The sequence below is a fragment of the Gemmatimonadaceae bacterium genome, from assembly GCA_020851035.1.
Classification (GTDB): Bacteria; Gemmatimonadota; Gemmatimonadetes; order Gemmatimonadales; family Gemmatimonadaceae; genus JACMLX01.
Map to the genome: position 1 here is coordinate 14733 of JADZDM010000023.1, position 22426 is coordinate 37158.

Genomic DNA, 22426 nt, shown 5'->3' on the forward strand with positions numbered 1-22426 from the left:
GGTGCATTTTGGCGGCCTCATCCTTTTCGGGTCGCAGCCGAAACCCGCACGCTGCGTCGCTCGGCGGATCGGGGCGCGATGGTGTCTGCTCGCTGGGAATCTGGTCGGTATGCAAGAGTGAGCTGTCACGGTTGAGCATGGCAACCAGCGGGCCAGACGCATTCCCGCCGGCCACGCGGTTCAACTCGTTGCGAGTCAATGGTTTGAGGCCGCTCGGCGGGAGCCTGCATACGGCCGCGTTCGGTGCGAAATGAAACAGGATGTTGCATTCTGGTACAGCCGGAGGATCAGCGCAGGGAGGATACCACGCTGGACTCAGTGCCGGCCTGGCGGGGATAGATTGCCGCTGCGACAGCCCGCCTCCCTTCCAGACCGGTTCCCGACCCAATGCCCGCTCCGACCACGTTCTCGGTTGGCCTCATCCAGATGGCCGTCACCGGCGACCGTGCCACCACCGTCGCCGCCGCGATCGAGAAGATCCGTGAGGCGGCTGGCCTCGGCGCCCAGATCATCTCCCTCCAGGAGCTCTTCAACGCGCCCTACTTCTGCAAGTCGCTGAAACTGGAGCACTTCGACATCGCCGAGCCGATTCCCGGCCCGACCGTCGAGGCACTGCAGCGCGTGGCGCAGGAGCTCGGCGTGGCCCTGGTGGTCCCGGTCTACGAGAAGCAGGCCGCCGGCATCTACAAGAACTCCGCCGCCGTGGTCGACGCCGACGGCTCGCTGCTCGGCACGTACCGCAAGATGCACATCCCGCACGACCCGCTCTTCGAGGAGAAGTACTACTTCACGCCCGGTGACGTGGCCCCCGACCTCCGCACCGACCGGCACCCGGGCATCAACGGCTTCCGCGTCTGGCAGACGAAGTTCGCGAAGATCGGGGTGCTGATCTGCTGGGATCAGTGGTACCCGGAAGCCGCGCGCATCACGTCGCTGCTCGGCGCCGAGGTGCTTTTCTATCCCACCGCCATCGGCTGGCACCCCGCCGAGAAGGCCACCTTCGGCGACGCACAGGTGGATGCATGGCGCACCGCGCAGCGTGCGCACGCGATCGCCAACGGTGTCTTCGTGGCGTCGGCCAACCGCGTCGGCCTCGAGCCGGAACCGGGCACGGATGGCATCGAGTTCTTCGGCCACTCGTTCATCTGCGACCCCATCGGACGCTACCTCGCACAGGCGGGCACCGACCCCGCGATCCTCGTCGCCACCTGCGACCGCGCGCTGATCGAGGACACGCGGCGCAACTGGCCGTTTCTGCGCGACCGCCGCATCGACGCCTATGCGCCCATCACGAACCGGTGGCTCGGTGGCGCCTGACCACGCGACGTACCCATACGTGACCCCGCTCGCGTCACCCACCCGCCGCATGCCGGCGGAATGGGAGCAGCACGCCGCCACCTGGCTGGGCTGGCCGGTGCACGAACCCGACTGGCCGGGCAAGTTCGAGCCGATCCCGTGGGTGTACGCCGAGATCGTGCGTGCGCTCGCGCAACACGAGCGTGTGGACGTGCTCTGCAACGATCCGCACATCCGCGAGCAGGCGCGCGAGATGCTCACCGCCCACGCCGTGAACCTGGACAACGTGCGCCTGCACGTGGCGCGCACCGACCGCGTCTGGCTGCGGGATTCGGGACCGAGCGGCGTGCACCGCCCCGATGGCTCGGTGGAGCTGGTGCAGTGGGGATTCAACGCCTGGGCGAAGTACGAGAACTACCTGCACGACACGCAGGTGCCCGAACATGTCGCGGAGGTCACCGGGCTGCCGCTCACCAAGGCGCAGCGTGCCGACGGGAACGGGGCCCTCGTGCTCGAGGGTGGCGGCATCGACGTGAACGGGCGCGGGCGCGTCCTCGTCACCGAAGAATGGCTCCTCACCGAGGTCCAGGTGCGCAACCCGGGGCTCGGTCGCGCGGACTATGAACGCGTCTTCGCCGAGTGGCTCGGGTGTCCCGAGACCATCTGGCTGGGCGAGGGGTGCGTGGGGGACGACACCCACGGCCACGTGGACGACATCTGTCGCTTCACCGCGCCCGACACCGTGGTGCTCGCGGTGGAGCGCGACCCGGCCGACGACGAGAACCACCGCCGGTCGATGGACAACCTGCACCGACTGCGGAAGGTGGGTGGCGCCGCCGGCCCGCTGCGCGTGGTCGAGCTGCCGTATCCGCGCGCGGTCATGATGGACGGCGTGCGCCTGCCGGCGAGCTACGCGAATTTCTACGTCGCCAACGGCGTGGTGATCGTCCCCACCTTCAACGACCCGAACGACCGCGTCGCGCTCGACATCCTCGCCGGGTGCTTTCCCACCCGCTCGATCGTGGGGATCCACGCCGTGGACCTGGTCTGGGGGCTGGGCACCCTGCACTGCCTCTCGCAGCAGCTGCCGGCGGCACGCACGGCGCGCTGACGCTGCGGGAGTGCGGAAGGGAGAGCCAGCCGGAACGGTGACCTCCATATGGATGGGCTCGTCCGGGAGGTGCACCCACCCTCCCCCACCCGTCCCTGTATGGCTGGAGCACCACCGAGACCGCCGAACCGCATGGTCCCCGCCGCGCCGTCATCGCACACGGAGCGGAGCCGCGGCGTGGGCTCCGGGTCATGACCGGCGTGACGGCCTCCATCGGTGCCCGCACCATCGGCGGCCGCCTGCTGCGCGCCTTCCTCGTGCTCGCCGTGCTGCTCGCCGGCGCCGGCGTGATCGCCTACAAGGCGCTGCACACCTCCGCCGCACGCGCCACCGCGGCGCTCGAGGTGATCCGGCGCGATGCCCGTCTCTCTTCCGAGCTCTCCGCCGCGGTGGCCGAGGAGATGCAGGCGGCGGGTCACTACCTCCGCTCGCGCGACACCAGCGCGCTGGGAACGTTCGAGAGCCTGCGGCTTCGCACCCACGACCTGACGCGCGCGATGAACCGGCAGGCCACGCGCCAGTCGGACAACCTCGCCCTCGTGGCGCAGGTGGACCGCGCCCTCACCACCGTCGAGGAGAGCTACCGCCGCGCGCACCGGGCCCTCGCCGCCGGGGACACCGCGACCGCGCGCCGCGAGGAGACCGCCGTGACGACGACCGCCCGGCAGCTCCTCAGCGGCATCAACGGGCTCGGTGCACTCACCGAGCGGCAGGTGACGCTGGTGGCCGCCGAGATGCGGAGCGAGGCCGAGACGCGGGCGCTGGCGGTGCTACTGGTCTTCGGTGGCGTCATGATCATCGGGACGCTGCTCGTGGGTGCCACGCTGCGCTCCGTGAACGACCCGCTGCACCAGCTCGTGCTCCACGCCGACGCACTCAGCCGCGGTGCGTTCGATGCCCGCACGACCGCGCAGATGCCCGGCGAGTTCGAGCGCATCGCCGCCGCGCTCAACGAGGCCGGCGCATCACTCGGCGTGCTGGCCACGGCCACCGCCGCCACCGCCACCGAGCTCTCGTCGTCGTCCAGCGAGCTGTCGCAGGTGAGTGACCGCATCGCCGTGAAGGCCACCGAGGTGTCGCACGTGATGGAGAACGTCACGCGCGGCGCCGAGAACCAGGTGGGCATGCTGAAGAAGATCGATGCCGAGCTGGCGGTGAACGGCCAGCGCGCGATCGAGGTGCGGCAGGAGGCGGGCTCGGTGGCCACCCTCGCCGAGTCGATCGAGCACGAGGCGATGGCGAAGCGGGTGACAATTGCGCAGGCGATGTCGGTGATGATGGAGATCCGGACCTCGGTGCAGAACGCGAGCCGCACGGCGGAGTCGCTGCACGGCGTGACCGAGGGGATCGCGCAGTTCGTGACGACGGTGGGGCGCATCGCGGAGCAGACGAACATGCTGGCGCTGAATGCCGCCATCGAGGCGGCGCGTGCGGGTGACGCCGGCCGCGGCTTCGTGGTGGTGGCCGACGAGGTGCGCAAGCTGGCCGAGGCCGCCCAGCGCGCGGCCGACGACGTCGCCCGGCTCACGCAGGCTATCACCGGCCGCGTGAACGAGACCGTCAGCACCATGCAGCACAGCGCCAGCCTGGTGGGCGAGATCGAGACCGTCGGCCGCGACGTCGGCACGGCGCTCGAGAGCATCACCGCCTCGGCCGAGCGCACCGTGGCGGCTGCCGCGAACCTGAGCCAGATCGCGGCCCTCAACTCCACGCAGATGGCGGGTGTGCAGCAGTCGCTCAGCGTGGTGGCGGTGGACGCGGCCGGCCACGCCACCAGTGCGCAGCAGGCCAACGCCTCGGCCCAGGAGCAGAGTGAGGCGTGCCAGCAGATGAGCGCCGCGTCGCAGGTCCTGCACGGCCGCAGCACGCGCCTGCGGGCGCTCGTGGAGTCACGGAGCACACTGGGACACACCCCTGCGGCCGATGCGGCGGAGCAACCGCGGCTGGCCGTGATGCCCGGCACGCGCGAGGACGGCACGCCCATCCGCGTCACCTCGGTCACGCCGCTCAACAACCGCGTGCTCAACCGGGCACCCGCCCCGCGCCCGAAGCGGCAGGCCTGAGCGGCGCGCCCGGCGCTACCGCGTCGGGTCGGCCTTCTTCCGCAGGCGGATGTTCAGCATCTCCGTGGCCACCGAGAACGCCATGGCGAAGTACGTGTAGCCCTTCGGAATGTGGAAGCCCGTGCCCTCGGCCACCAGGTTGGTGCCGATCAGCACCAGGAACGACAGCGCCAGCATCTTCACCGTCGGGTGCCGGTCGACGAAGGCGCTGATCGGGCCGGCCGCGAAGAGCATGATGCAGAGCGCGATGATGTTCGCGCCGATCATGATCTCGATGTGTGGCACCATGCCGACGGCGGTGATCACCGAGTCCAGCGAGAAGACGATGTCGATGACGGTGATCTGCGCGACCACGGCCCACAGGCCGCGGCCCGAGGCCCGCCCCTGCTCGGCCATCGCCGCCTTCTCGTCGTCCTCGAACTTGTGATGGATCTCGGTGGTCGCCTTGCCGATCAGGAACAGGCCGCCGACGATGAGGATGACGTCCTTGCCGGAGATGCCGCGACCCAGCACGGTGAGCAGCGGCTCGGTGAGCCGCATGATCCAGGTGATGCTGAACAGCAGCGCCATCCGCGACATGAACGCGCCGGCGAGGCCCAGGCGGCGCGCCCGCGGCTGCTCGGCTGCCGGCAGCGCGCTGGCCAGGATCGAGATGAAGATGATGTTGTCGATGCCGAGGACGATCTCGAGGACGGTCAGCGTCGCGAGACCGACCAGGGCATCCGCGGTGAGCAGGTGGGACATGTCGAGCCGGAACAGGTGGGGGCATGCCACATGCGGCACCACCCGACTGGTGATGCCGCATCCCTGCCAAGATAGTCGCGCCGCGCCGGGGGCCGGCCGCCGGGCGCAGATCAGGCGGGGCGCGTCACCACGCGGGCGTCGGCGGGCCGGGCTGGTCGCGGATCAGGGCACCCGCGCCGGGATGCGCCACTGCGACGTCGAGAAGAGGCGCGCGTCGAGCACCGTGTTCAGCTGCACCTCCGTGTACTGCTCCTTGAAGAACGGTTTCCCGTCGCGCAGGAAGGTGATCTCGTGCACGATCGGCAACCCGCTGATGGTGCGGTAATCGGAGAGCTGGTACTCGGTGGCGGGTCGCGGCCCCTGCGGCCCGCCCAGCGCCGGACGGCTCACCACGCGCAGCACCGCCCACGTCTCGGCATCCACCCAGAACTGCGGTGAGCCGAGGTCGGCCGGCCCCGTGGCCCCCACCACCCAGGCGCGGCGCCCCGCCCAGTTGTCGCTGCGCAGCCGCGCCAGGTCCACGCCCAGCCCGCTGAGCTGCCGCACGCTCGTGGCTGCGGGCTGCGCGTACACATCGGCCGTCAGCAGGAGGAGCATGTTCACCTCGGGCTGTGTCCGCGCGAGCTTCCCCCCCTCGAACGAGTAGACGCTGCCGTCGGCGTAGATCGCGCCGTTGCCGCCGGTGGCCGGCATGAACTCGATGCGCAGGCGCCCCGGCACCAGCATGTACTCCTTCCACTGGCTCCGTTCCGTGCGGCCGTTGGTGGCGTAGCGCGTGTTCTCCTGGGTGAACTGCATCGTCTGGAACCACTTGCCCTGGTATGTGGCGAGCATCCGTTCGACCACGGCCGTGCCGGTGGTGGGCGCGGGTGTCGCGACCGAGCCGCCGGACATCAGCGTGGCGCAGCCGGCGAGCACGAGCGGGGCCGCACAGCAGGCCGTGCGGAGCAATCGAAGCGGGATCATCGTGGTGTGTGAGCTGCGGGAAGTGGGGGGTGCACCGCGCGCATCACGCGGATGCAGCGAGAATGCCGGGCGACACTGCCGGGAGCAAGCCCGCCGCGCAGCATCGGCACATCCGCCCGACCTGGCGGCGGCCGGTGCCGGGGGTGGCTGTCCGCGGCATGTGCACGGCGTCGGCCACCTCCGGAGCCCCGCTCCGTTTCCGTCGCCGACCGGGGCCGTTAGCCTTCGCCCCACGATGTCGTCACTCACACAGGTTCCCGGGGCAAGGCCCGCTGTCGTCCTGCTCAGTGGTGGGCTGGATTCCACCACCGTGCTCGCGCATGCTATCGCCGAGGGCTGGTCGGCGCACGCGCTGACGTTCCGGTACGGCCAGCGCCACCAGCACGAGATCGCCGCCGCCCAGCGCATCGCCACCCAGCTCGGCGCCAGCGGCCATGCGATCCTCGACATCGACCTGCGGGGCTTCGGCGGGTCGGCGCTCACCGATGCCAGCATCGCGGTGCCGAAGGACCGCAGCGCCGACGACCTCACGCACGGCATCCCGGTCACGTACGTGCCGGCGCGCAACACGATCTTCCTCTCGTTCGCGCTGGCGTACGCCGAGGTGCTGGGCGCGAGCGACATCTTCATCGGGGTGAACGCGCTGGATTACAGCGGCTATCCCGACTGCCGGCCCGAGTTCATCAGCGCCTTCGAGGTGCTCGCGAACCTCGCCACGGCAGCGGCGGTGGAAGGGCGCACGAAGGTGGTGATCCGTGCACCGCTGCAGCAGATGACGAAGCGGCAGATCGTGGAGTTCGGCACGCGGCTCGGCGTGGACTACGGCCGCACGATCAGCTGCTACGACCCCAGCGACGACGGGGCCGCGTGCGGGCACTGCGACGCCTGCCAGCTGCGGCACAAGGGCTTTCGCGAGGCCGGCATCGCCGATCCCACGCGGTACGCCAGCCAACCGCTGGAGCCGCACGGATGACGTATGCAGTGAAGGAGTGCTTCTACACCCTGCAGGGTGAGGGGCTGCAGAGCGGGCGGCCGGCGGTGTTCCTGCGCTTCGCCGGCTGCAACCTGTGGACCGGTCGCGAGGCGGATCGCGCGACGGCCGTCTGCCGTTTCTGCGACACCGACTTCGTGGGCATCGGTCCCGATGGCGGCAAGTTCACCGACGCTGCATCGCTGGCGGCGCATGTGGATGCGCGCTGGCCCGCCGCTGCGTCGCCGCGGGCACGGAAGCTGGTGGTGTGCACCGGCGGTGAACCGCTGCTGCAGCTGGATGAGCCCGCGATCGACGCGCTGCACGCGCGTGGCTTCGAGGTGGCGGTGGAGACCAACGGTACGCAGCCCGCGCCGCGCGGGCTCGATCACATCTGCGTGAGCCCGAAGGCGAATGCGCCGCTGGTGCTGCGCGCGGGCACGGAGCTCAAGCTCGTGTACCCGCAGGTGGAGCCCGGCGCACAGCCCGAGCGGTTCGCGGACCTCGATTTCGCGCACTTCTTCCTGCAGCCGATGGATGGCCCCGACGCGGCCGCGAACGTGCGCGCGGCGCTGGCCTACTGTCTCGCGAACCCGCAATGGCGGCTGAGCCTGCAGGTGCACAAATGGCTGGAGATCCGATGAGCACAACGGGGGATGGCGGTGGTCACATCGTCGAGCTGCACCGCGACGTGACGTTCGAGGCAGCCCACTGGCTGCCGAACGTGCCACCTGGCCACAAGTGCCGGCGGCTGCATGGGCACTCGTTCCGCATCCGCATCGTGGTGCGCGGCCCGGTGGATCCGCACGCCGGCTGGCTGATGGACTTCGGCGAGCTCAAGGCGGCCTGGGCCCCCCTCGATGCGCGACTGGATCACTACTGCCTGAACGAGATCGACGGGCTCGAGAACCCGACCAGCGAGGTGCTCGCACGCTGGATCTGGGACCGGCTGCGCGGCGCGTTGCCGCAGTTGAGCGAGGTGCAGGTGCACGAGACCTGCACGTCGGGGTGCACGTACCGGGGGGAGTGACCCCGCGCCCGTTCAAGGGGACGGGGATCTTGAACTCGAGGGGACGGGGATCTTGAACTCGAGGGGACGGGGATCTTGAACTCGAGGGGACGGGGATCTTGAACTCGAGGGGACGGGGATCTCGCCCCCTTTCCTCCGCCCTCCGTGAGCCCGGCCACCGGGTTCTGTCGCGCTCTGGATGTGGCACCCCACGGCCGTCTGCCGTGCGGGTGCAGCCACACCCACACGACCGACAGGAGCCCGGATGTTCCGCCACCCGCTTCGACGTGCCGCAGCCACGCTGCTGGTCCTGACCCACACGGCCTGCAGCGGCGGTGGTGACGGACCCACCACCCCGCCCGCGACCCCGACTGCGACGCTCTCCGTCACGTCGCCGACCAGCAGCATCGTCGCCGGCGCGACTGCCGCCGTGGGCGTCACGCTCGTGCGCGGCGGCGGGTTCACGGGTCCCGTCACGGTCACTGCCGCCAGCCTGCCGACCGGCGTCACGTCGAGCGCCGAGACGATCGCCGCCGGCGCGACGTCGGCCACCCTCACGCTCACCGCCGCCCCCAGCGCGCCTGCCGCCACCAGCGTCGCGGTCACCGTCACCGGCAGTGCCTCGGGCGTGAGCATCACGCCGCGCCCGCTGGCGCTCAGCGTCACGGGCGGGAACGGCGCTGTCATTGCCCTCGCCACCGCCGCGGGAAGCATCGAGGCCGGCACAGCGGGAAGCATCATCGTCACCCTCACGCGTACCGGCACGTTCAACGGTACGGTCAACGTCTCGGTGACCGGACTTCCCGCCGGCGTCACCGCGGCGAGCCAGTCCCTCGCCCCAGGCGTGACGAGCGATACCATCCCGCTGAGCACCACCCTCGCCGCCGCCGCAGCCACGACCACGCTCACCGTCGCCGCCACAGGCTCCGGCATCACGATCGCGCCGCAGACCTACGCCCTGACCACCACGCATGGCCCGATCGCGCAGCTCGGCAACGACATGACCAGCACCGACGGGCAGTACGGCTCGACCATGGCACTCAATGCCGACGGCACCCGGATCGTGGTCGGGGCCTACACCTCCACCAACGGCACCACACGCGTCTACGAACGCACCGGCACCACCTGGACGCAGATGGGCACTGACATCATCGGTGAAGCGGCCGGCGATCGCGCCGGTGTCAGCGTGGCCATCAATGCCGCCGGCACGCGGATCGCCGTCGGCGCCTATCTCAACGACGACGCCGGCTCGGCCGCCGGGCAGGTCCGGGTCTACGACTTCGTTGGCGGGGCGTGGACGCAGGTGGGTGCCGACATCGACGGCGGAAGCACCAACTGGGGCTTCGGCTGGAGCGTCGCGCTCAGCGGCAGCGGCTCCCGGCTGGTGGCGTCCGCAACCAGCGTCGGCGGCGTCGGCGGCTGGGTCACGGTCTACGACCTGGTCGGCAGCACGTGGACCCAGGTTGGCGCGACGCTGAATGCGAACAACGAGTTCGGCGATCGCGTGGACATCTCGAGCGACGGTACCACCATCGCGGCGGCGGAACCGTCTGCCGCGGGATCCTCGCGTGCGGGCACGGTCCACGTGTACCGGCTCGTCGGCTCCACCTGGACGCAGCTCGGCAACACGCTGCAGGGCGAGCAGATCGGCGACGCGTTTGGTGCAGGCCTCGCATTGACCGCCACCGGTTCGCGGATCGTCGTCGGCGCGCCGCAGGACACGGAGGGTGGGACGAGCGGTGGCGGCGGAGCCGCGGGCAAGCTCCGCATCTTCGACCTGATCGGGTCCACCTGGACGCAGGTCGGCGGCGACATTCTCGGCTCGACTGGGCTGAACGGCGACGGCTTCGGCGAGCAGGCCGGCATTTCCGATGACGGCACCCGGGTAGCCGCCAACGGCGCGAGCCAGAGCGTGGCGCGGGTGTACACGCTCACCACCGGCGCATGGACGCAGACCGGACCCACCATCACCAGCTACGGTACCGCGGTGCGCTCGGAAGGCCTCGCCGTCTCCGCCGACGGTCGGTCCGTTTCGGTCGGCTACGTGAACGGGGCTCCGCGCATTGCCCGGGTGTTCCGCATCACGCCGTAGCAGTGCCGCAGTGTTGTGGACGACGTTGATCGGGAGCGACCGGGTCACGTCGTGTTCCAGGACGGGCGAGGGGCCGGGACACGTGATCTTCGGATCGGGCGTCCCGGCCTTTCGACCGTGCGGCACCACGATGAGCCTCGTCGTCGCGATCCGACGCACTCAGGGTGTGGCACGGCGGGTCGTGTGACGGCCCGGGACATCCACACTCACACTGCGCAATGGAGCATGCATCATGCGACACACATTTTCACGCCTCGTGACCACCACGGTCCTCCTGCTGTCGCTTGGCGCCTGCGGCACCGGTTCGACCGAGCCCGACGACGATTCGACGCCCGGCGCCGCGAGCCTGGCACTCGGCAAGGAGGGCAAGGCATCGGTCGCGATCGGCGGCACCACAACCGTCCCCGTCAGCGTCGACCGATCGGGCGGCTTCACCGGTGCCATCACGATCGCGTTCACCGGCCTGCCGACTGGCGTGACGGCATCGAACCTGACCATCCCCAGCGGGCAGGGCTCGGCAAGTGTGTTGCTGACGGCCGCTGCCAGCGCGCCACGCACGCCAGTTGCGGTGAGCGTTGGTGTCACCGGTACCGGTGCCGGAATCGCGACGACGGGACAGGTGTTCCTGACGCTGTCGGTCCGCAATCCATAGCGGCCCGCGTTCAAGTGCGTTCAAGGGGACGGGGATCTTGAATCTTCAAGATCCCCGTCCCCTTGAACGGTTCGCGCGTCAGCCCTGCGTCGGTGCGGCGATCTTCGCCTGCCACGCGGTGGCCTCGGCGGGCTTCCCCCAGCGCTGGTACAGCGTCACGAGTCGGGTGCGGGCAAGCTGCGTCTGCTCGTTCTCCTCGCCGCGGCCTTCGCGCAGCGCCTTCTCTGCACCGAGAAGCAACGACTCCGCTTCTGCGAACGACCCGCCGGCCGTGAGCACCTCACCGAGCGACGCGTCGGCTGCTGCCTGCAACCAATGGTCGACCGGAAGGCTGCGTCGGCGCATCCCACGCGCGTCGCGAATCAACGCGATTCCCGCCTTCGTCGAGTCGAGCTGGGCAAGGGCGCGTCCGAGATAGATCATCGCGCTCTGCAATGGAAGATTCGTGTCTTCCAGCGGCTTGCCGCGCAGCGCCACCACCTCACGCGCCACCGTCGCCGCGTCTCGGTACCGCTTCATCTGCAGCAGCAGTTCGGAATAGTTCGCCGCCGTGGTGGCATAGCTCACGTGCTCCGGCCCGAGGATGCGGCGCTTCACATCCATTGCCGCCCTGAAGGTCGCCGCTGCCTCGTCCAGCCGGCCAAGCGCCTCCAGTGCCCCCGCCCGCACCGACAGTGCATTGGCCATGACAGGATGGTCGTTGCCGTGGGCGCGACGCGCCGCCTCGATGCCCTTCAGCGAAAACGTGTCGGCCGCTGCAAGCTGGCCGGCAGCACCCGACACCACCGCCAGGTTGATGTACGTTGGCGCATTCGAGGAATCGTCGGTGGCGAAGAACTGCTCCGACAGCGCCAGCGACTTGCGGAACTGCACCACGGCTTCCGGCACACGCCCCAGCATGTACAGCAGGCGCCCGCGGTTCTCGAGGGCGGTGGACTCCTCCCGCCGGTCCACGTGCGGATAGCGCGTGTAGAGCCATTCGGCGAGCTGCAGCAGCGAGTCGGACTTCGCGAGATCGCCGCGCGTCTCCTCCACCAGCGCGAGCTTGGAGTAGGTGATCGCAGTGAGGTAGTCTCCCGCCGGTGCATGGCGCTTCCGGGCGGCAAGGTCGAGCTGGAATTGTCGCTCGGCGACGTCCACCTCACCCAGGGCGAGGTACGCGTTCCCCATCACCGCACGGATCTCCGCCTCGAGTTCCGGCTCGACGCGCATCGAATCGGCGCGCAGCGACGCGGAGTCGAGGACCGTGCGCATCGTCACGTCCTTGCCAAACGACTCCGGATTCGACGAGTTCAGCATCGTCATCAGGAAGTTTGTCACTTCCTCGGCCCGACTCTGCGCGCCGATCGCCTGCACGCGCGCGGTGTCGGCGCGGCGCGCCTGCACCATCGCGGCCGCCGTGCCGCCGACCAACGACGCGCACGCGATGACCGCCGCCGCGGTCTCGAGCTTGCGCCGCCGCACGAACTTGCCGATGCGATAGCCGGCGCTGTCGGGACGCGCCTGCACCGGTTGCTGCGCCAGGTGCTGCGTGACGTCGCGCGCCAGTGCGCCCACCGACACGTACCGGCGCGACGGCTCCTTGCGCAGCGCCATCAGCACGATGGCATCCAGGTCACCCTCGATCCGCTGTCGTGCGCGCGCCGCGTTCCGCTCGCCCAGCACCCGGTGACGATCCGGCGACAGCACCGCACCCGGACGCGGTGCCTGCTGCTCACCGACGATACGCTCGATCTCGACCATCGACTTGCCCTGCAGGTCGAACGGGCGCTGCCCCACGAGCAACTCGAACAGCACCACCCCCAGTGCGTACACGTCCGACGTGGTGTCCACCGCAGACCCGCGCACCTGCTCCGGCGACGCATACTCCGGCGTGAACGCACGCTGCCCGACCTGCGTCGCCGTCTCGGCCAGGCCGAGATCGTCACGCATCAGCTTCGCGATGCCGAAATCCAGCAGCTTCACCGTGCCGTCGGTGGTCACGAGGATGTTGCCCGGCTTCAGGTCGCGATGCACCACCAGCTTCTGGTGCGCAGCACTGACCGCCGAGCAGACCTGCAGGAAGAGGGCCAGCCTGGCCGGGACGTCGAGCGAACGCGCATCACACCACAGGGTGATCGGTTCACCATCGATGTGCTCCATCACGAAGTACGGCAAGCCGTCCGGTGTCACGCCTCCGTCCAGCAGTGTCGCGATGTTCGGGTGCTGGAGGCTGGCCAGGATCTGCCGCTCGGCGCGGAAGCGGCGGATCGCGACCGCACTCTCGGCGCTCCGGCGCAGGAACTTCACCGCCACCCGTGCGCGGTACTGGTCATCCGCGCGCACGGCGGAGTGCACCGTGCCCATGCCGCCGGACCCGATGTGTGCGCCGATCTCGTACGCACCCAGGCGCGCGCCGACGTAGCGTTCGGCCAGGTCCCGCTCGCCGCGCACCGGACTGGCGAAAGCCGAGTCGCTCAGGGCGTGTGCCTCCAGCAAGGCGCGCAACTCGGACTCCAGGATCGGATCGTGCGACGCACTCAGCGAGATGAACTCGTCGCGCGAGTCCGCCGGGATGCCCAGCGCGGCATCGAACAGCGACTCGAGCAACGCGAGCCTGGCGGCTGACAGTGGCAACGCACCCACGATCACGCCGCCTTGAGTGTCTTGAGCAGGAACGCACGCGCGAAGGTCCAGTCACGCTTCACCGTGGCGGGTGAGATGGCCAGCGCGTGCGCTGTCTCGTCCACGTCGAGACCGCCGAAGAACCGCAGCTCGACGACCTTCGCCTGCCGCGGCGCAAGCCGGTCAAGCTCCTGCAGCGCGTCATCGAGGGCGATCAGGTCCAGCGAGCGCTCCGGCATCTCCGCCACGCGTTCATCGAGCGTCACGCGCAGCCCATGATCGCGCTTGACGCGATGCCGGTGCCGTGCGTGGTCGACCAGGATGCGGCGGATCGTCTGCGCGGCGATGGCGAAGAACTGTGCCCGGCTCTCCCACGTCACGCGGCGCTCGCCAAGCAGCCGCATGAGCGCCTCGTCCACGAGCTCGGTGGGCTGCAGCGTGTGCCCCTCCATCTCCCGGCGCATCGCCCGTTCCGCGATCCGGTGCAGCACGTCCATCACGATCGGGATGAGCCGGTCGGCGGCCCCCGGTACGCCGGCGCTGATCTCGCCCAGCAGGAGGGTCACGTCCGGCGCGTTGGCGTCTGGCATGCGGGAGGGCGGTACAGTGGGTCAGGCGAGGCCAATGTCCGGTGAAGCAAGGGAACCGGGCACCCCGGAGTAATTACACGCGATTCATCCTGCTGCCAACTGCGCCGGTGCGCACGCGGATGATGATGCCGTCACGCGAGGGCGCGTCCGGCGCCTGTCGTGATGCATCTTGCGCCACCGCAAGAGCTTACGCCACTCGCCGGGCGCTGGTCCACGCACCAAAGGGGTCTGCGCACCAAAGGGGTCTGAGTCAGCGACCTCCGTCTGACTCTGAGTCAATTGCCGCACGATGACTCAGAGTCGTTCGCGAGAGTCGTTCGCGAGCGCGGCCCAGCCCGCCTCACGCGCCACACGCATACCCACCCAGCCACCGCGCGCACATCATTCCCGTGGCGCCCCGCACCGGGTCGCTGCCGCCCACCCGCCGGAGACTCCCCATGCGCCGTGTCCCGCACACTGTCGCGACCGCCACGTTCCTCACACTGGCTGCCGCAACCGCACTGCCCGCGCAGCAGCCCGCCGCCCCACCCGCCAGCCGCACGGTGACGGTCGCCGACCACCTCGACTGGGAGGATGTCGGCGACCCGCAACTCTCGCCCGACGGAAAACAGGTCGCCTTCACGCGGCGCAGCGTGGACAAGGTGAACGACAAGTGGGACACCGCGATCTGGGTCATGAATGCCGACGGCTCCCGCGCGCACAGCGTGGTCACCGGCTCGGCGCCCCGCTGGTCACCTGACGGCAGCCGCCTGCTCTACATCGCGGCCGGCCAGCCGAGTGGCATGCAGCTCTGGGTCCGGCTGATGGACGGCGATGCCGGCACCACGCAGCTCACCCGGCTCACCGAGCCGCCGACCGAGCCGGAGTGGTCGCCCGACGGCCAGCAGGTGGCCTTCCGCATGCTCGTGCCGACACGCGAGACGTGGAACATCGCGCTCCCCGCGGCACCGAAGGGCGCCAAGTGGACCGAGCCGCCGCGCATCGTGCAGCGCCTCAACTACCGCTCCGACCGCATCGGCTTCACCGACGACGGCTACCAGCACCTCTTCGTGATGTCGGCCGAGGGCGGCCAGGCCCGACAGGTCACCACCGGCAACTGGAACCACAGCGCGGCCCGCTGGACGCCGGACAGCAAGGCGCTGCTCTTCAGCAGCCTGCGCACCCCGCAGTCCGAGGGTGCCTGGCGCCAGACCGAGATCTACCGCGCCGAGGTGGCGACCGGCACCATCACGGCACTCACGACGCGCAACGGCCCCGACAACAATCCCGTCCCTTCGCCCGATGGCCGGTACATCGCCTACACCGGCTACGATTCCACCGATGCGACGTGGAAGGACGCCGCCATCTACGTGATGAACGCCGACGGCTCGAACCCGCGCGCGCTCAACACGGCCCTCGACCGCTCGCCGGCGGGGATGATGTGGGCACCGGACGGCAGCGGCGTGTACTACAACGTCGAAAACGAGGGGTACCGCAACCTCTACTTCACGACGCTCGGCGGTGCGACGCGCCCGGTGACCACCGGCCGGCAGGTGCTCAGCGTCACCGACATGGACCGCCTCGGCAACATGGTCGGCATCCAGAGTTCCGAGCTGCAGCCGAATGACGTCGTGCGCTTCAACGTCCGCACGCCGGCCGCCATCACCCGCCTCACGCACGTGAACGACGACGTGCTCGCCGGCAAGCAGCTCGGGCGCACCGAGGAGGTCTGGCTCACCAGCGTGGACGGATTCCGCATCCAGGGCTGGATCGTCAAGCCCCCCGGATTCGACCCGGCAAGGAAGTACCCGCTGATGCTCGAGATCCACGGCGGACCGCACGCGATGTACAACGGCGCCTTCAACCTCGCGCGCCAGGACCACGTCGCGAACGGCTACGTGCTGCTCTACACCAACCCGCGCGGGTCCACCGGCTACGGCAGCGCGTTCGGCAACGCGATCAAGAATGCCTATCCCGGCAAGGACTTCGACGACCTGATGGCATCGGTGGACACCGTCATCAACCGCGGCTACATCGACACCCGGCGGATGTACGTGTTCGGCTGCTCCGGTGGTGGCGTGCTGACGTCGTGGATCGTCGGTCACACCACCCGCTTCGCGGCGGCCAGCGCCAACTGCCCGGTCACGGACTGGCTCAGCTTCGTCGGCACCACCGATGGCGCGAGCTGGTACCGCAACTTCGCGCAGCTGCCGTGGGACGACCCGTCGGAGCACCTGCGCCGCTCCCCGCTGATGTACGTCGGCAACGTGCGGACGCCGACGATGCTGATGACCGGTGTGCTCGACCTCCGCACCCCGATGCCGCAGACGGAGGAGTTCTACTCGGCGCTCAAGGTGATGAAGGTCCCCACCGCGATGATCCGCTTCAACGAGGAGTGGCACGGCACCTCGTCCAAGCCGTCGAACTGGATGCGCACGCAGCTCTACATGCGCAGCTGGTTCGACCGCTGGCCGGCCCTCACCACCTCCTCGCGCTGAGCCGGCATGGAGATCCGGTGCGGTGACTGCGCGGCGGCCCTGCCCGACGGTGCCACGCAGTGCCCGGCGTGCGGCCGCACGCTGGGCACCGCCCCGGCACGGGGAAGGCGCCCGGGGCTGCTGCTCTGGGCGGCCATTGCCGCGGCCGCGGAGGTGGCGCTCACGCTGGTGCTGATGCGCGGCTGCGGCTGACCCCCTGCACCAACGGCTGCCGGGCCGCCCGCTGACACCTCCGGGCCCGGATCGCGTAATATCCCTGCACCCTTCATCCATGGAGTCCCGATGTCCCGTACCGCCATCCGTCGCACGATCCTGTCCGCGGCGCTGGTCGTTCCGACGCTGGTGCTGGCCCAGAAGCCCACGGCGCAAGCGGTGTTCGACAAGCACGCGGCCGCCGTGGGCGGGGTGTCGGCCTTCCGCGGCATCACCGCGCGCACCGAGAGCGGCACGGCCGACATCACCTTCGCCGGCGTCAGCGCGGGCTACGAACGCAAGGTGGCCGCCGGCCGGATGCTGACCGTGATCGACATCGCCGGGTTCGGGCAGATCCTGTCCGGCTTCGACGGCACCACGTCATGGTCGATGAATCCGCAGGCCGGCGCCTCCAAGGGGGCCGCCGCCGAGTCGGCCGAGATCGCCGCCGCGCTGGCGCCGACCTCCGGGCTGTGGGAGAGTGGCAGCTACACCAGCGCGGACGTGCTCGATGCGGCGGACTTCGAGGGTGCGAAGGTGTGGCCGGTGAAGATCGTGACGCGCACCGGCCGCGCACGCACGGTGTACTACGACCAGACGTCCGGCCTCAAGGTCGGTGAGGTCGTCACCGGCGACGCTGGCGAGATGAAGGTCGCGTATGCCGACTACAAGCCGTTCGGCAGCGTGAAGATCGCCACCCGCGTCACCCAGGGCACGCCGCAGGGCGACGTGGTGCTGAACATCACCGCCGTGAAGTTCGACCCGATCGACGCCGCCGTGTTCGCCCTGCCCGATGCGGTGAAGGCGCTGCCGTAAGGCCGACGCCGCCGTGCACCGGTGCCGCTGCGGGGCAGGCCACCCGGCCTGCCCCGCAGTTCGTTTCCTGGCGCGAGGCGATGGCCCGCACGCGGCCGCGGTGCACCCCGCGCTCCATCACGAGCGGCGCCTCATCCCTGCGGCGCCGCGTCGATGCGCTCCAGTCGCCGCAGCGTGGGCGAGAGCACGGCCATCGACACCACCACCGCCAGCGTCGCCACGCCGCCGATCAGCACGCTGTTGACGGCACCGAAGAGCCGCGCGGTCAGGCCGCTCTCGAACGCCCCGATTTCATTGGCACTGCCGATGAAGATGGAGTTCACCGCCATCACACGCCCCATCAGGTGCGGCGGCGTGCGGGCCTGCAGCAACGTGGACCGGATCACCACGCTCACGCTGTCCACCGCCCCGCCCATCGCCAGCAGCGCGCAGCTCAGCCACACGTTGCGTGACAGGGCGAACCCGATGATGCTGAGCCCCCACGTGCCCACCGCCAGCAGCAGCGTGCGACCTGCGCGGGTCATCGGCGGCTGGTGCGCGATCAGCAGCGCCATCGTCACCGCGCCGACCGCCGGCGCGGCGCGCAGGTAGCCCAGCCACTCGGGCGACACGTGCAGCACGGTCTTCGTGAACACCGGCAGCAGCGCCGTGGCGCCCCCGAACAGCACCGCGAAGAGATCGAGCGACAGCGCCGCCAGCACCAGCCGGTCACGCAGCACGAAGCGCACCCCTTCGAGGATGCCCGCACCGGTGCGGCCCACCAGCGCGCGCTGCTGCGCCGTCGCGCCATCCGGCGCACGCACCAGCGACATCGCCCACCAGGCCAGCAGCAGCAGCGTGAACACCACCACGTACGTCACCAGCGCGCCGGCGAAGGCGAACAGCAGCCCGCCGATCGCAGGCCCGAGCACCGAGGCGAACTGCCAGATCGAGCTGCGCCAGGTGGCCGCATTCGCATACAGCGCCGGTGGCACGATCATCGTCCCCAGCGCCTGGCGCGCCGGCTGCAGGATCGCGCGTGACACGCCCGACACCGCCAGCACGGCGTAGATCGCGGCCGGCGAACTCCAGCGCGTGGCCCCGACCGTGACGCCGGCCACACCGGTGGCGTGCAGCGCGACCGTCATGCCGAGGAAGAGCGCGGCGCAGAGCACCAGCACGCAGATGCCGAGCAACGACAGCCAGCGGCGGTCGTGCCGGTCGGCCCAGTGCCCCGCCGGCAGCGAGAGCGCGAGGAACGGCAGCACCTCCGCCAGGCCGGCCAGCCCCAGGGCCAGCGGGTCGTTGGTGGCCGCGTAGAGCTGCCACGCCACCGCGATGCCCTGGATCTGCACCCCGATCGTCATCGCCATCAGGCTCACCACGAACCAGCGGAACGCGGGAACGCGCAGCGCGGCGTACGGGTCGTGGCGCTCGCCGTCCGGCGGTGTCAACACCGCCATGCGGCCGGGCTCAAGAGACGGTCGAACCGCGCAGCGTCTCGAGTCGATCCTCGACCAGCCCGATCAGCTCACGCATCCCGTCGGCATCGAAGATCATGCGCGCCCCGGCGGCGGCGTAGAGCTCCGGCAGCGGTCGCGTGCCGCCCAGGCGCAGCGCCGACTTGTAGCCCGCCAGCGCGCCGGCGGGATCGGTGAGGCTGCGCTTCCAGACCTGCAGCGCGCCCAGCTGGGCGATGCCGTACTCGATGTAGTAGAACGGCAGCTCGAAGATGTGGAGCTGGCGGTACCACCGCGCCGTGCGCTCGCGCTCGAGTCCTGACCAGTCCACCCCGTGCTCGAACCGCGCCCGCAGTGCCAGCCAGGCGGCGTCACGGGCATCGCGGTCATGCCCCTGGCCGCTGGTGTAGATCCAGCGCTGGAAGGCATCCACGCTCGCGATGTGCGGCAGCGCCAGCAGCACGTCCTCGAGGTGCGCCGCCTGCGCGCGACGGGCCTGGTCCGGCGTGTAGTAGCCCACCGGCAGCGCGAAGAGCGGTGCCGCCAGCAGCTCCATCGACATGCTCGCCAGCTCCGCGGCCTCCGACCCCGTGCCGCGCTGCCAGATCAGCTCCTGCCCCGAGGCCAGGTAGGCGTGGAAGCAGTGCCCCGCCTCGTGCACCAGCGTCGTCACGTCATCCGAGACGCCCACCGCGTTCATGAACACGAACGGCTGCTTCCGGTGGTGCAGCGTGGTGCAGTAACCACCGGGCGCCTTGTTCGGCCGGCTCTCGAGGTCGAGCAGCCCGTCGCGCGCCATGTCGGCGAACCGGGAGCCGAGTTCCGGGTCCAGCGCGGCGAAGATGCGGCTGCTGGCGGCCACGAAGTCCGTCGTGTCGCGGAACGGCCGCAGCGGTGCCAGGCCATCGGGATCGACCGCCAGGTCCCAGGGCCGCACCGAGTCCACGCCGAGCCGCTCGCGGCGGTAGGCATGCACACGCGCCGCGGCCGGCGTCACCACCTCGGCCACCGCGTCGTGGAAGCGCGCGACATCGTCGGCGGTGTAGTCGTAACGGTGCTTCGCGGCATACGAGAACGCCTGGAAATCGGCGAAGCCCGCCTCGCGCGCCACGTCCTGGCGCAACACGTACATCCGCTCGAACAGGTCCGACATCTCGTCGCGGTGCGAGAGATACGCCTCGGCACCGGCGCGGAAGGCGCGCTCGCGTGCGCTGCGCTCCTCCGACTCCAGCAGCGGCTGCAGCTGCGGGATGGTCAGCACCTTGCCGTCGATCGTGACACTCAGGCCACCGGCCAGCTTCTGGTAGGCGGCGCTCAGCTCCTCGACCTGCGCGAAGCGCGGCACGTTCGCCTCACGGAAGTTCGAGACCGTGGTGCGGAACTCGCGCAGCAGCGTGACCAGGTCGGCATCGTCGATGCCGGTGGCGAGCAGCAGGCGCGCCAGCCCCGTCTGCCGCTCCTCCGCGTTCGGCTGCACCTCGGTCACGAAGCGGAGGTAGCGCGCCTCGGCGGCGCTGTCCGCGGTGTTGCCGGTGTAGGCGATGAGCGACTGCGACGAGGCCTCGTTGACCAGCTCCTCCAGGAGCGACCACCGGCGCAGCCATTCGCGCGCCGTCTCCCGCGTGGGGGGCTCGGCGGCGAGGGCGTCGTAGTACGCGGCGATCTCCGGCCAGGTGGCGTCAGCCAGGTCGGCCGGGGACTGCGGTAGGGAGGGCGGCATCACGGCGGCGCGAGCGGAGGTGACACTGGGCTCAGGCGCATTCCTCCGCTCCGAGGCTCCTGCTGGCCGCAGCACCGTCGCCGCGCCTCACCGGCGCAAGCTACGGCACCTGACGTCAGCCGCGAACCCCTGCGCTGCCGACGGCGAGCCATGCCGGCGTGCAGGCCGCGGCATCGGCCAGCCGGCATCGCACATCCGCGGGCAACAACGCGGCCCCGCGCGCATCGGCCTCCTGCACCATTCGCAGCGCGCGCGTCTGCTGCGCGAACGCCTCGAGCAGGGCGGTCGCCGCACCCGGCACTTCCAGCGCCTGGCGCATCAGTCCCTCCAGCGACTGCTGCGCCGTCGCTCGAACGCTCCAGCCGGACTCGACTGCTACGACGTCGTTCGGCGCGCAGGCGAGGTCGCCGTCGCCGGAACTCCTGACTGTCTGCATCGGCAGTGCCACGTCTCGTTCTCCCTGCTGAGGCGCCCGTCCGTGTTGCCCGGAACCACGACGCCGAGTTATATGTTGGACTACAGTCAGTCGTGACCGGACCGAGACCCTGCCGCGGGGGTGCAACTCACGCGGGTGCAGCAACTTGGGTCTAACGGAAGGAGGCCCCGACGTGTCGCTCGCCTCACACGCAATCTTCCCCGCGCCGCCCGCGAGCGGAGCGGATCTCGTCGATCGCCACTGGGCCGTCGATGCCATGCCCGCGTCGCTGCGACTCGCGACGATCGCCGCGGCCGGCAGCGCGACGGTCCCGCTCGCTGACCCGGCGCTGCGCGAGGCCGCGCACACGCTCGCGACCGCCTACGAACTCGCGGCGCTCCTGGGACGGGACGCGCTGCGATCCGGTTCGCCCGCTGCCACTGCGACCCTCGAACGCGCCGCGCTGGCCGTGGGCGCGGAGCGGGCCAACCTGCTCCATCGCGCGCTCGGACCGTTCGCCGGCGCCGACGCCAAGGGCACCCTGCGTCATGCCGTCCGGCTCTGTGCGCTGGCGGCGGTCGCGGGTCCAACGTGCATCGCGCTCACGCGCACCTGGCTGCGCAGCGATCCGGTCGCGCAGCGCCTCGAGCAGGCGGAACGCGAGACGCAGGGCGCGCAGCATCAGGCGGCGCGCGCCGCGGCGAAACTGTGGATCATATGGCGACAGCTCCTCCTGCATCCGGATCCGGCTCAGCTGGAGCAGCTCGTGGCCGACCTCGCCGCGCTGCGCGAGCAGCGGAGCGGTGTGACGGACCTCTCGCCGAGCACCAACGAGGCTGAGCTCCGACTCCGATTCCAGGACTTCGTGCGCGAGCGGCTCGCCGATGCGGCCGGCCTGCTGGCCATCGGACTGCGCGGTCGCACCGACCCGCACGCCGTCGCCCTCGAGCTCTCGGCCCAGTGCACCGCCGCGCGCTCTGCGTCCACCGGTGACCCGAACCTCGACCTCCTTGCCGCCTGGCTCGAGCTCGCTGCCCTCACCACGCTGGCGCCGCAGCTGCGCATCCCGCGCTGACGGCAGCCCGCCCGGGAGCAGGATGAGGTGCGGTTCGTGTGGTGGCTGTGGCGCTGACATCAGGGATGATCCTCACCGGCGTTCGTCGTTCCCGCATTCCTGCCCGCGACCAGCGCCGGTCGTGTGCTCCACCAAGCGTACACGCGGCACCAGCAGGTATCAATCCCGAAGAAAGTCCACGTAAGTTGTTGTGGG

The 22426-nt window shown here is 70.3% G+C and carries 19 protein-coding genes; 12 read left to right on the forward strand and 7 right to left on the reverse strand.

Annotation, left to right across the window (positions count from 1 at the left end; translation table 11 throughout):
• Positions 1-387 precede the first annotated feature (387 nt).
• The 3 genes from IT355_15580 to IT355_15590 all read left to right on the forward strand — a co-directional run bounded on the left by IT355_15580 (position 388) and on the right by IT355_15590 (position 4470).
• Positions 388-1317: a carbon-nitrogen hydrolase gene (locus tag IT355_15580; protein MCC7054692.1), complete on the forward strand. Its 930-nt coding sequence runs from the start codon at positions 388-390 to the stop codon at positions 1315-1317.
• Positions 1280-2407: an agmatine deiminase family protein gene (locus IT355_15585; protein MCC7054693.1), complete on the forward strand. Its 1128-nt coding sequence runs from the start codon at positions 1280-1282 to the stop codon at positions 2405-2407. The genes IT355_15580 and IT355_15585 overlap by 38 nt, the downstream gene beginning before the upstream one ends.
• Before the next feature lie 200 nt (positions 2408-2607).
• Complete coding sequence (locus IT355_15590) at positions 2608-4470, forward strand: methyl-accepting chemotaxis protein (GenBank protein ID MCC7054694.1); 1863 nt, start codon at positions 2608-2610, stop codon at positions 4468-4470.
• A 15-nt stretch (positions 4471-4485) separates the two neighbouring features.
• Here the strand turns inward: IT355_15590 and IT355_15595 are convergent, their stop codons facing one another.
• Together IT355_15595 and IT355_15600 are read right to left on the reverse strand one after the other, a co-directional pair.
• Positions 4486-5214 carry a TerC family protein gene (locus tag IT355_15595; protein ID MCC7054695.1) on the reverse strand — a complete coding sequence of 243 codons (729 nt, stop codon included), beginning with the start codon at positions 5212-5214 and terminating at the stop codon, positions 4486-4488.
• 162 nt (positions 5215-5376) lie between these two features.
• A complete protein-coding gene (locus tag IT355_15600; GenBank protein ID MCC7054696.1) occupies positions 5377-6180 on the reverse strand; it encodes a hypothetical protein in 804 nt (267 codons plus the stop codon).
• 235 nt (positions 6181-6415) lie between these two features.
• Between IT355_15600 and queC the strand changes: the two genes are divergently transcribed.
• The 5 genes from queC to IT355_15625 all read left to right on the forward strand — a co-directional run bounded on the left by queC (position 6416) and on the right by IT355_15625 (position 10903).
• Complete coding sequence (queC, locus tag IT355_15605) at positions 6416-7153, forward strand: 7-cyano-7-deazaguanine synthase QueC (GenBank protein ID MCC7054697.1); 738 nt, start codon at positions 6416-6418, stop codon at positions 7151-7153.
• Positions 7150-7794, forward strand: a complete 645-nt coding sequence (queE, locus tag IT355_15610; GenBank protein ID MCC7054698.1) for a 7-carboxy-7-deazaguanine synthase — start codon at positions 7150-7152, stop codon at positions 7792-7794. The genes queC and queE overlap by 4 nt, the downstream gene beginning before the upstream one ends.
• A complete protein-coding gene (queD, locus tag IT355_15615; protein ID MCC7054699.1) occupies positions 7791-8180 on the forward strand; it encodes a 6-carboxytetrahydropterin synthase QueD in 390 nt (129 codons plus the stop codon). The genes queE and queD overlap by 4 nt, the downstream gene beginning before the upstream one ends.
• Before the next feature lie 244 nt (positions 8181-8424).
• The gene (locus tag IT355_15620) at positions 8425-10251 is read left to right on the forward strand and encodes a hypothetical protein (protein MCC7054700.1); all 1827 of its coding nucleotides are present in this window, start codon (positions 8425-8427) and stop codon (positions 10249-10251) included.
• A 232-nt stretch (positions 10252-10483) separates the two neighbouring features.
• A complete protein-coding gene (locus tag IT355_15625; protein MCC7054701.1) occupies positions 10484-10903 on the forward strand; it encodes a hypothetical protein in 420 nt (139 codons plus the stop codon).
• 78 nt (positions 10904-10981) lie between these two features.
• Here the strand turns inward: IT355_15625 and IT355_15630 are convergent, their stop codons facing one another.
• Together IT355_15630 and IT355_15635 are read right to left on the reverse strand one after the other, a co-directional pair.
• Complete coding sequence (locus IT355_15630) at positions 10982-13519, reverse strand: serine/threonine protein kinase (GenBank protein MCC7054702.1); 2538 nt, start codon at positions 13517-13519, stop codon at positions 10982-10984.
• A gap of 11 nt (positions 13520-13530) precedes the next feature.
• Positions 13531-14097 carry a sigma-70 family RNA polymerase sigma factor gene (locus IT355_15635; protein ID MCC7054703.1) on the reverse strand — a complete coding sequence of 189 codons (567 nt, stop codon included), beginning with the start codon at positions 14095-14097 and terminating at the stop codon, positions 13531-13533.
• Between the two features lie 437 nt (positions 14098-14534).
• Here IT355_15635 and IT355_15640 point away from each other — a divergent pair, with 437 nt between their 5' ends.
• From IT355_15640 to IT355_15650, 3 genes are all read left to right on the forward strand, one after another.
• A complete protein-coding gene (locus IT355_15640; GenBank protein MCC7054704.1) occupies positions 14535-16574 on the forward strand; it encodes a S9 family peptidase in 2040 nt (679 codons plus the stop codon).
• 6 nt (positions 16575-16580) lie between these two features.
• Entirely contained in the window at positions 16581-16766 is a 186-nt protein-coding gene (locus tag IT355_15645) for a hypothetical protein (protein ID MCC7054705.1), read from the forward strand.
• A gap of 90 nt (positions 16767-16856) precedes the next feature.
• On the forward strand, positions 16857-17582 hold the full coding sequence (locus IT355_15650; protein ID MCC7054706.1) for a hypothetical protein: 726 nt from the start codon (positions 16857-16859) through the stop codon (positions 17580-17582).
• A gap of 131 nt (positions 17583-17713) precedes the next feature.
• Here the strand turns inward: IT355_15650 and IT355_15655 are convergent, their stop codons facing one another.
• From IT355_15655 to IT355_15665, 3 genes are all read right to left on the reverse strand, one after another.
• Positions 17714-19024, reverse strand: a complete 1311-nt coding sequence (locus tag IT355_15655) for an MFS transporter (GenBank protein MCC7054707.1) — start codon at positions 19022-19024, stop codon at positions 17714-17716.
• 10 nt (positions 19025-19034) lie between these two features.
• The gene (locus IT355_15660; GenBank protein ID MCC7054708.1) at positions 19035-20741 is read right to left on the reverse strand and encodes a M3 family oligoendopeptidase; all 1707 of its coding nucleotides are present in this window, start codon (positions 20739-20741) and stop codon (positions 19035-19037) included.
• A 115-nt stretch (positions 20742-20856) separates the two neighbouring features.
• On the reverse strand, positions 20857-21189 hold the full coding sequence (locus IT355_15665; protein MCC7054709.1) for a hypothetical protein: 333 nt from the start codon (positions 21187-21189) through the stop codon (positions 20857-20859).
• A gap of 160 nt (positions 21190-21349) precedes the next feature.
• On the opposite strand from IT355_15665, the gene IT355_15670 reads away from it, so the two are divergent.
• Positions 21350-22231, forward strand: a complete 882-nt coding sequence (locus IT355_15670) for a hypothetical protein (GenBank protein MCC7054710.1) — start codon at positions 21350-21352, stop codon at positions 22229-22231.
• Positions 22232-22426 lie beyond the last annotated feature (195 nt).

Excerpts from the sequence above, each read along its gene's own strand:
- queC (MCC7054697.1), top strand. The coding sequence starts at position 6,416 with ATGTCGTCACTCACACAGGTTCCCGGGGCAAGGCCCGCTGTCGTCCTG.
- IT355_15620 (MCC7054700.1), top strand. The coding sequence starts at position 8,425 with ATGTTCCGCCACCCGCTTCGACGTGCCGCAGCCACGCTGCTGGTCCTG.
- queE (MCC7054698.1), top strand. The coding sequence starts at position 7,150 with ATGACGTATGCAGTGAAGGAGTGCTTCTACACCCTGCAGGGTGAGGGG.
- IT355_15645 (MCC7054705.1), top strand. The coding sequence starts at position 16,581 with ATGGAGATCCGGTGCGGTGACTGCGCGGCGGCCCTGCCCGACGGTGCC.
- queD (MCC7054699.1), top strand. The coding sequence starts at position 7,791 with ATGAGCACAACGGGGGATGGCGGTGGTCACATCGTCGAGCTGCACCGC.
- IT355_15635 (MCC7054703.1), bottom strand. The coding sequence starts at position 14,097 with ATGCCAGACGCCAACGCGCCGGACGTGACCCTCCTGCTGGGCGAGATC.
- IT355_15640 (MCC7054704.1), top strand. The coding sequence starts at position 14,535 with ATGCGCCGTGTCCCGCACACTGTCGCGACCGCCACGTTCCTCACACTG.
- IT355_15650 (MCC7054706.1), top strand. The coding sequence starts at position 16,857 with ATGTCCCGTACCGCCATCCGTCGCACGATCCTGTCCGCGGCGCTGGTC.
- IT355_15600 (MCC7054696.1), bottom strand. The coding sequence starts at position 6,180 with ATGATCCCGCTTCGATTGCTCCGCACGGCCTGCTGTGCGGCCCCGCTC.
- IT355_15595 (MCC7054695.1), bottom strand. The coding sequence starts at position 5,214 with ATGTCCCACCTGCTCACCGCGGATGCCCTGGTCGGTCTCGCGACGCTG.
- IT355_15585 (MCC7054693.1), top strand. The coding sequence starts at position 1,280 with ATGCGCCCATCACGAACCGGTGGCTCGGTGGCGCCTGACCACGCGACG.
- IT355_15660 (MCC7054708.1), bottom strand. The coding sequence starts at position 20,741 with ATGCCGCCCTCCCTACCGCAGTCCCCGGCCGACCTGGCTGACGCCACC.
- IT355_15625 (MCC7054701.1), top strand. The coding sequence starts at position 10,484 with ATGCGACACACATTTTCACGCCTCGTGACCACCACGGTCCTCCTGCTG.
- IT355_15580 (MCC7054692.1), top strand. The coding sequence starts at position 388 with ATGCCCGCTCCGACCACGTTCTCGGTTGGCCTCATCCAGATGGCCGTC.
- IT355_15655 (MCC7054707.1), bottom strand. The coding sequence starts at position 19,024 with ATGGCGGTGTTGACACCGCCGGACGGCGAGCGCCACGACCCGTACGCC.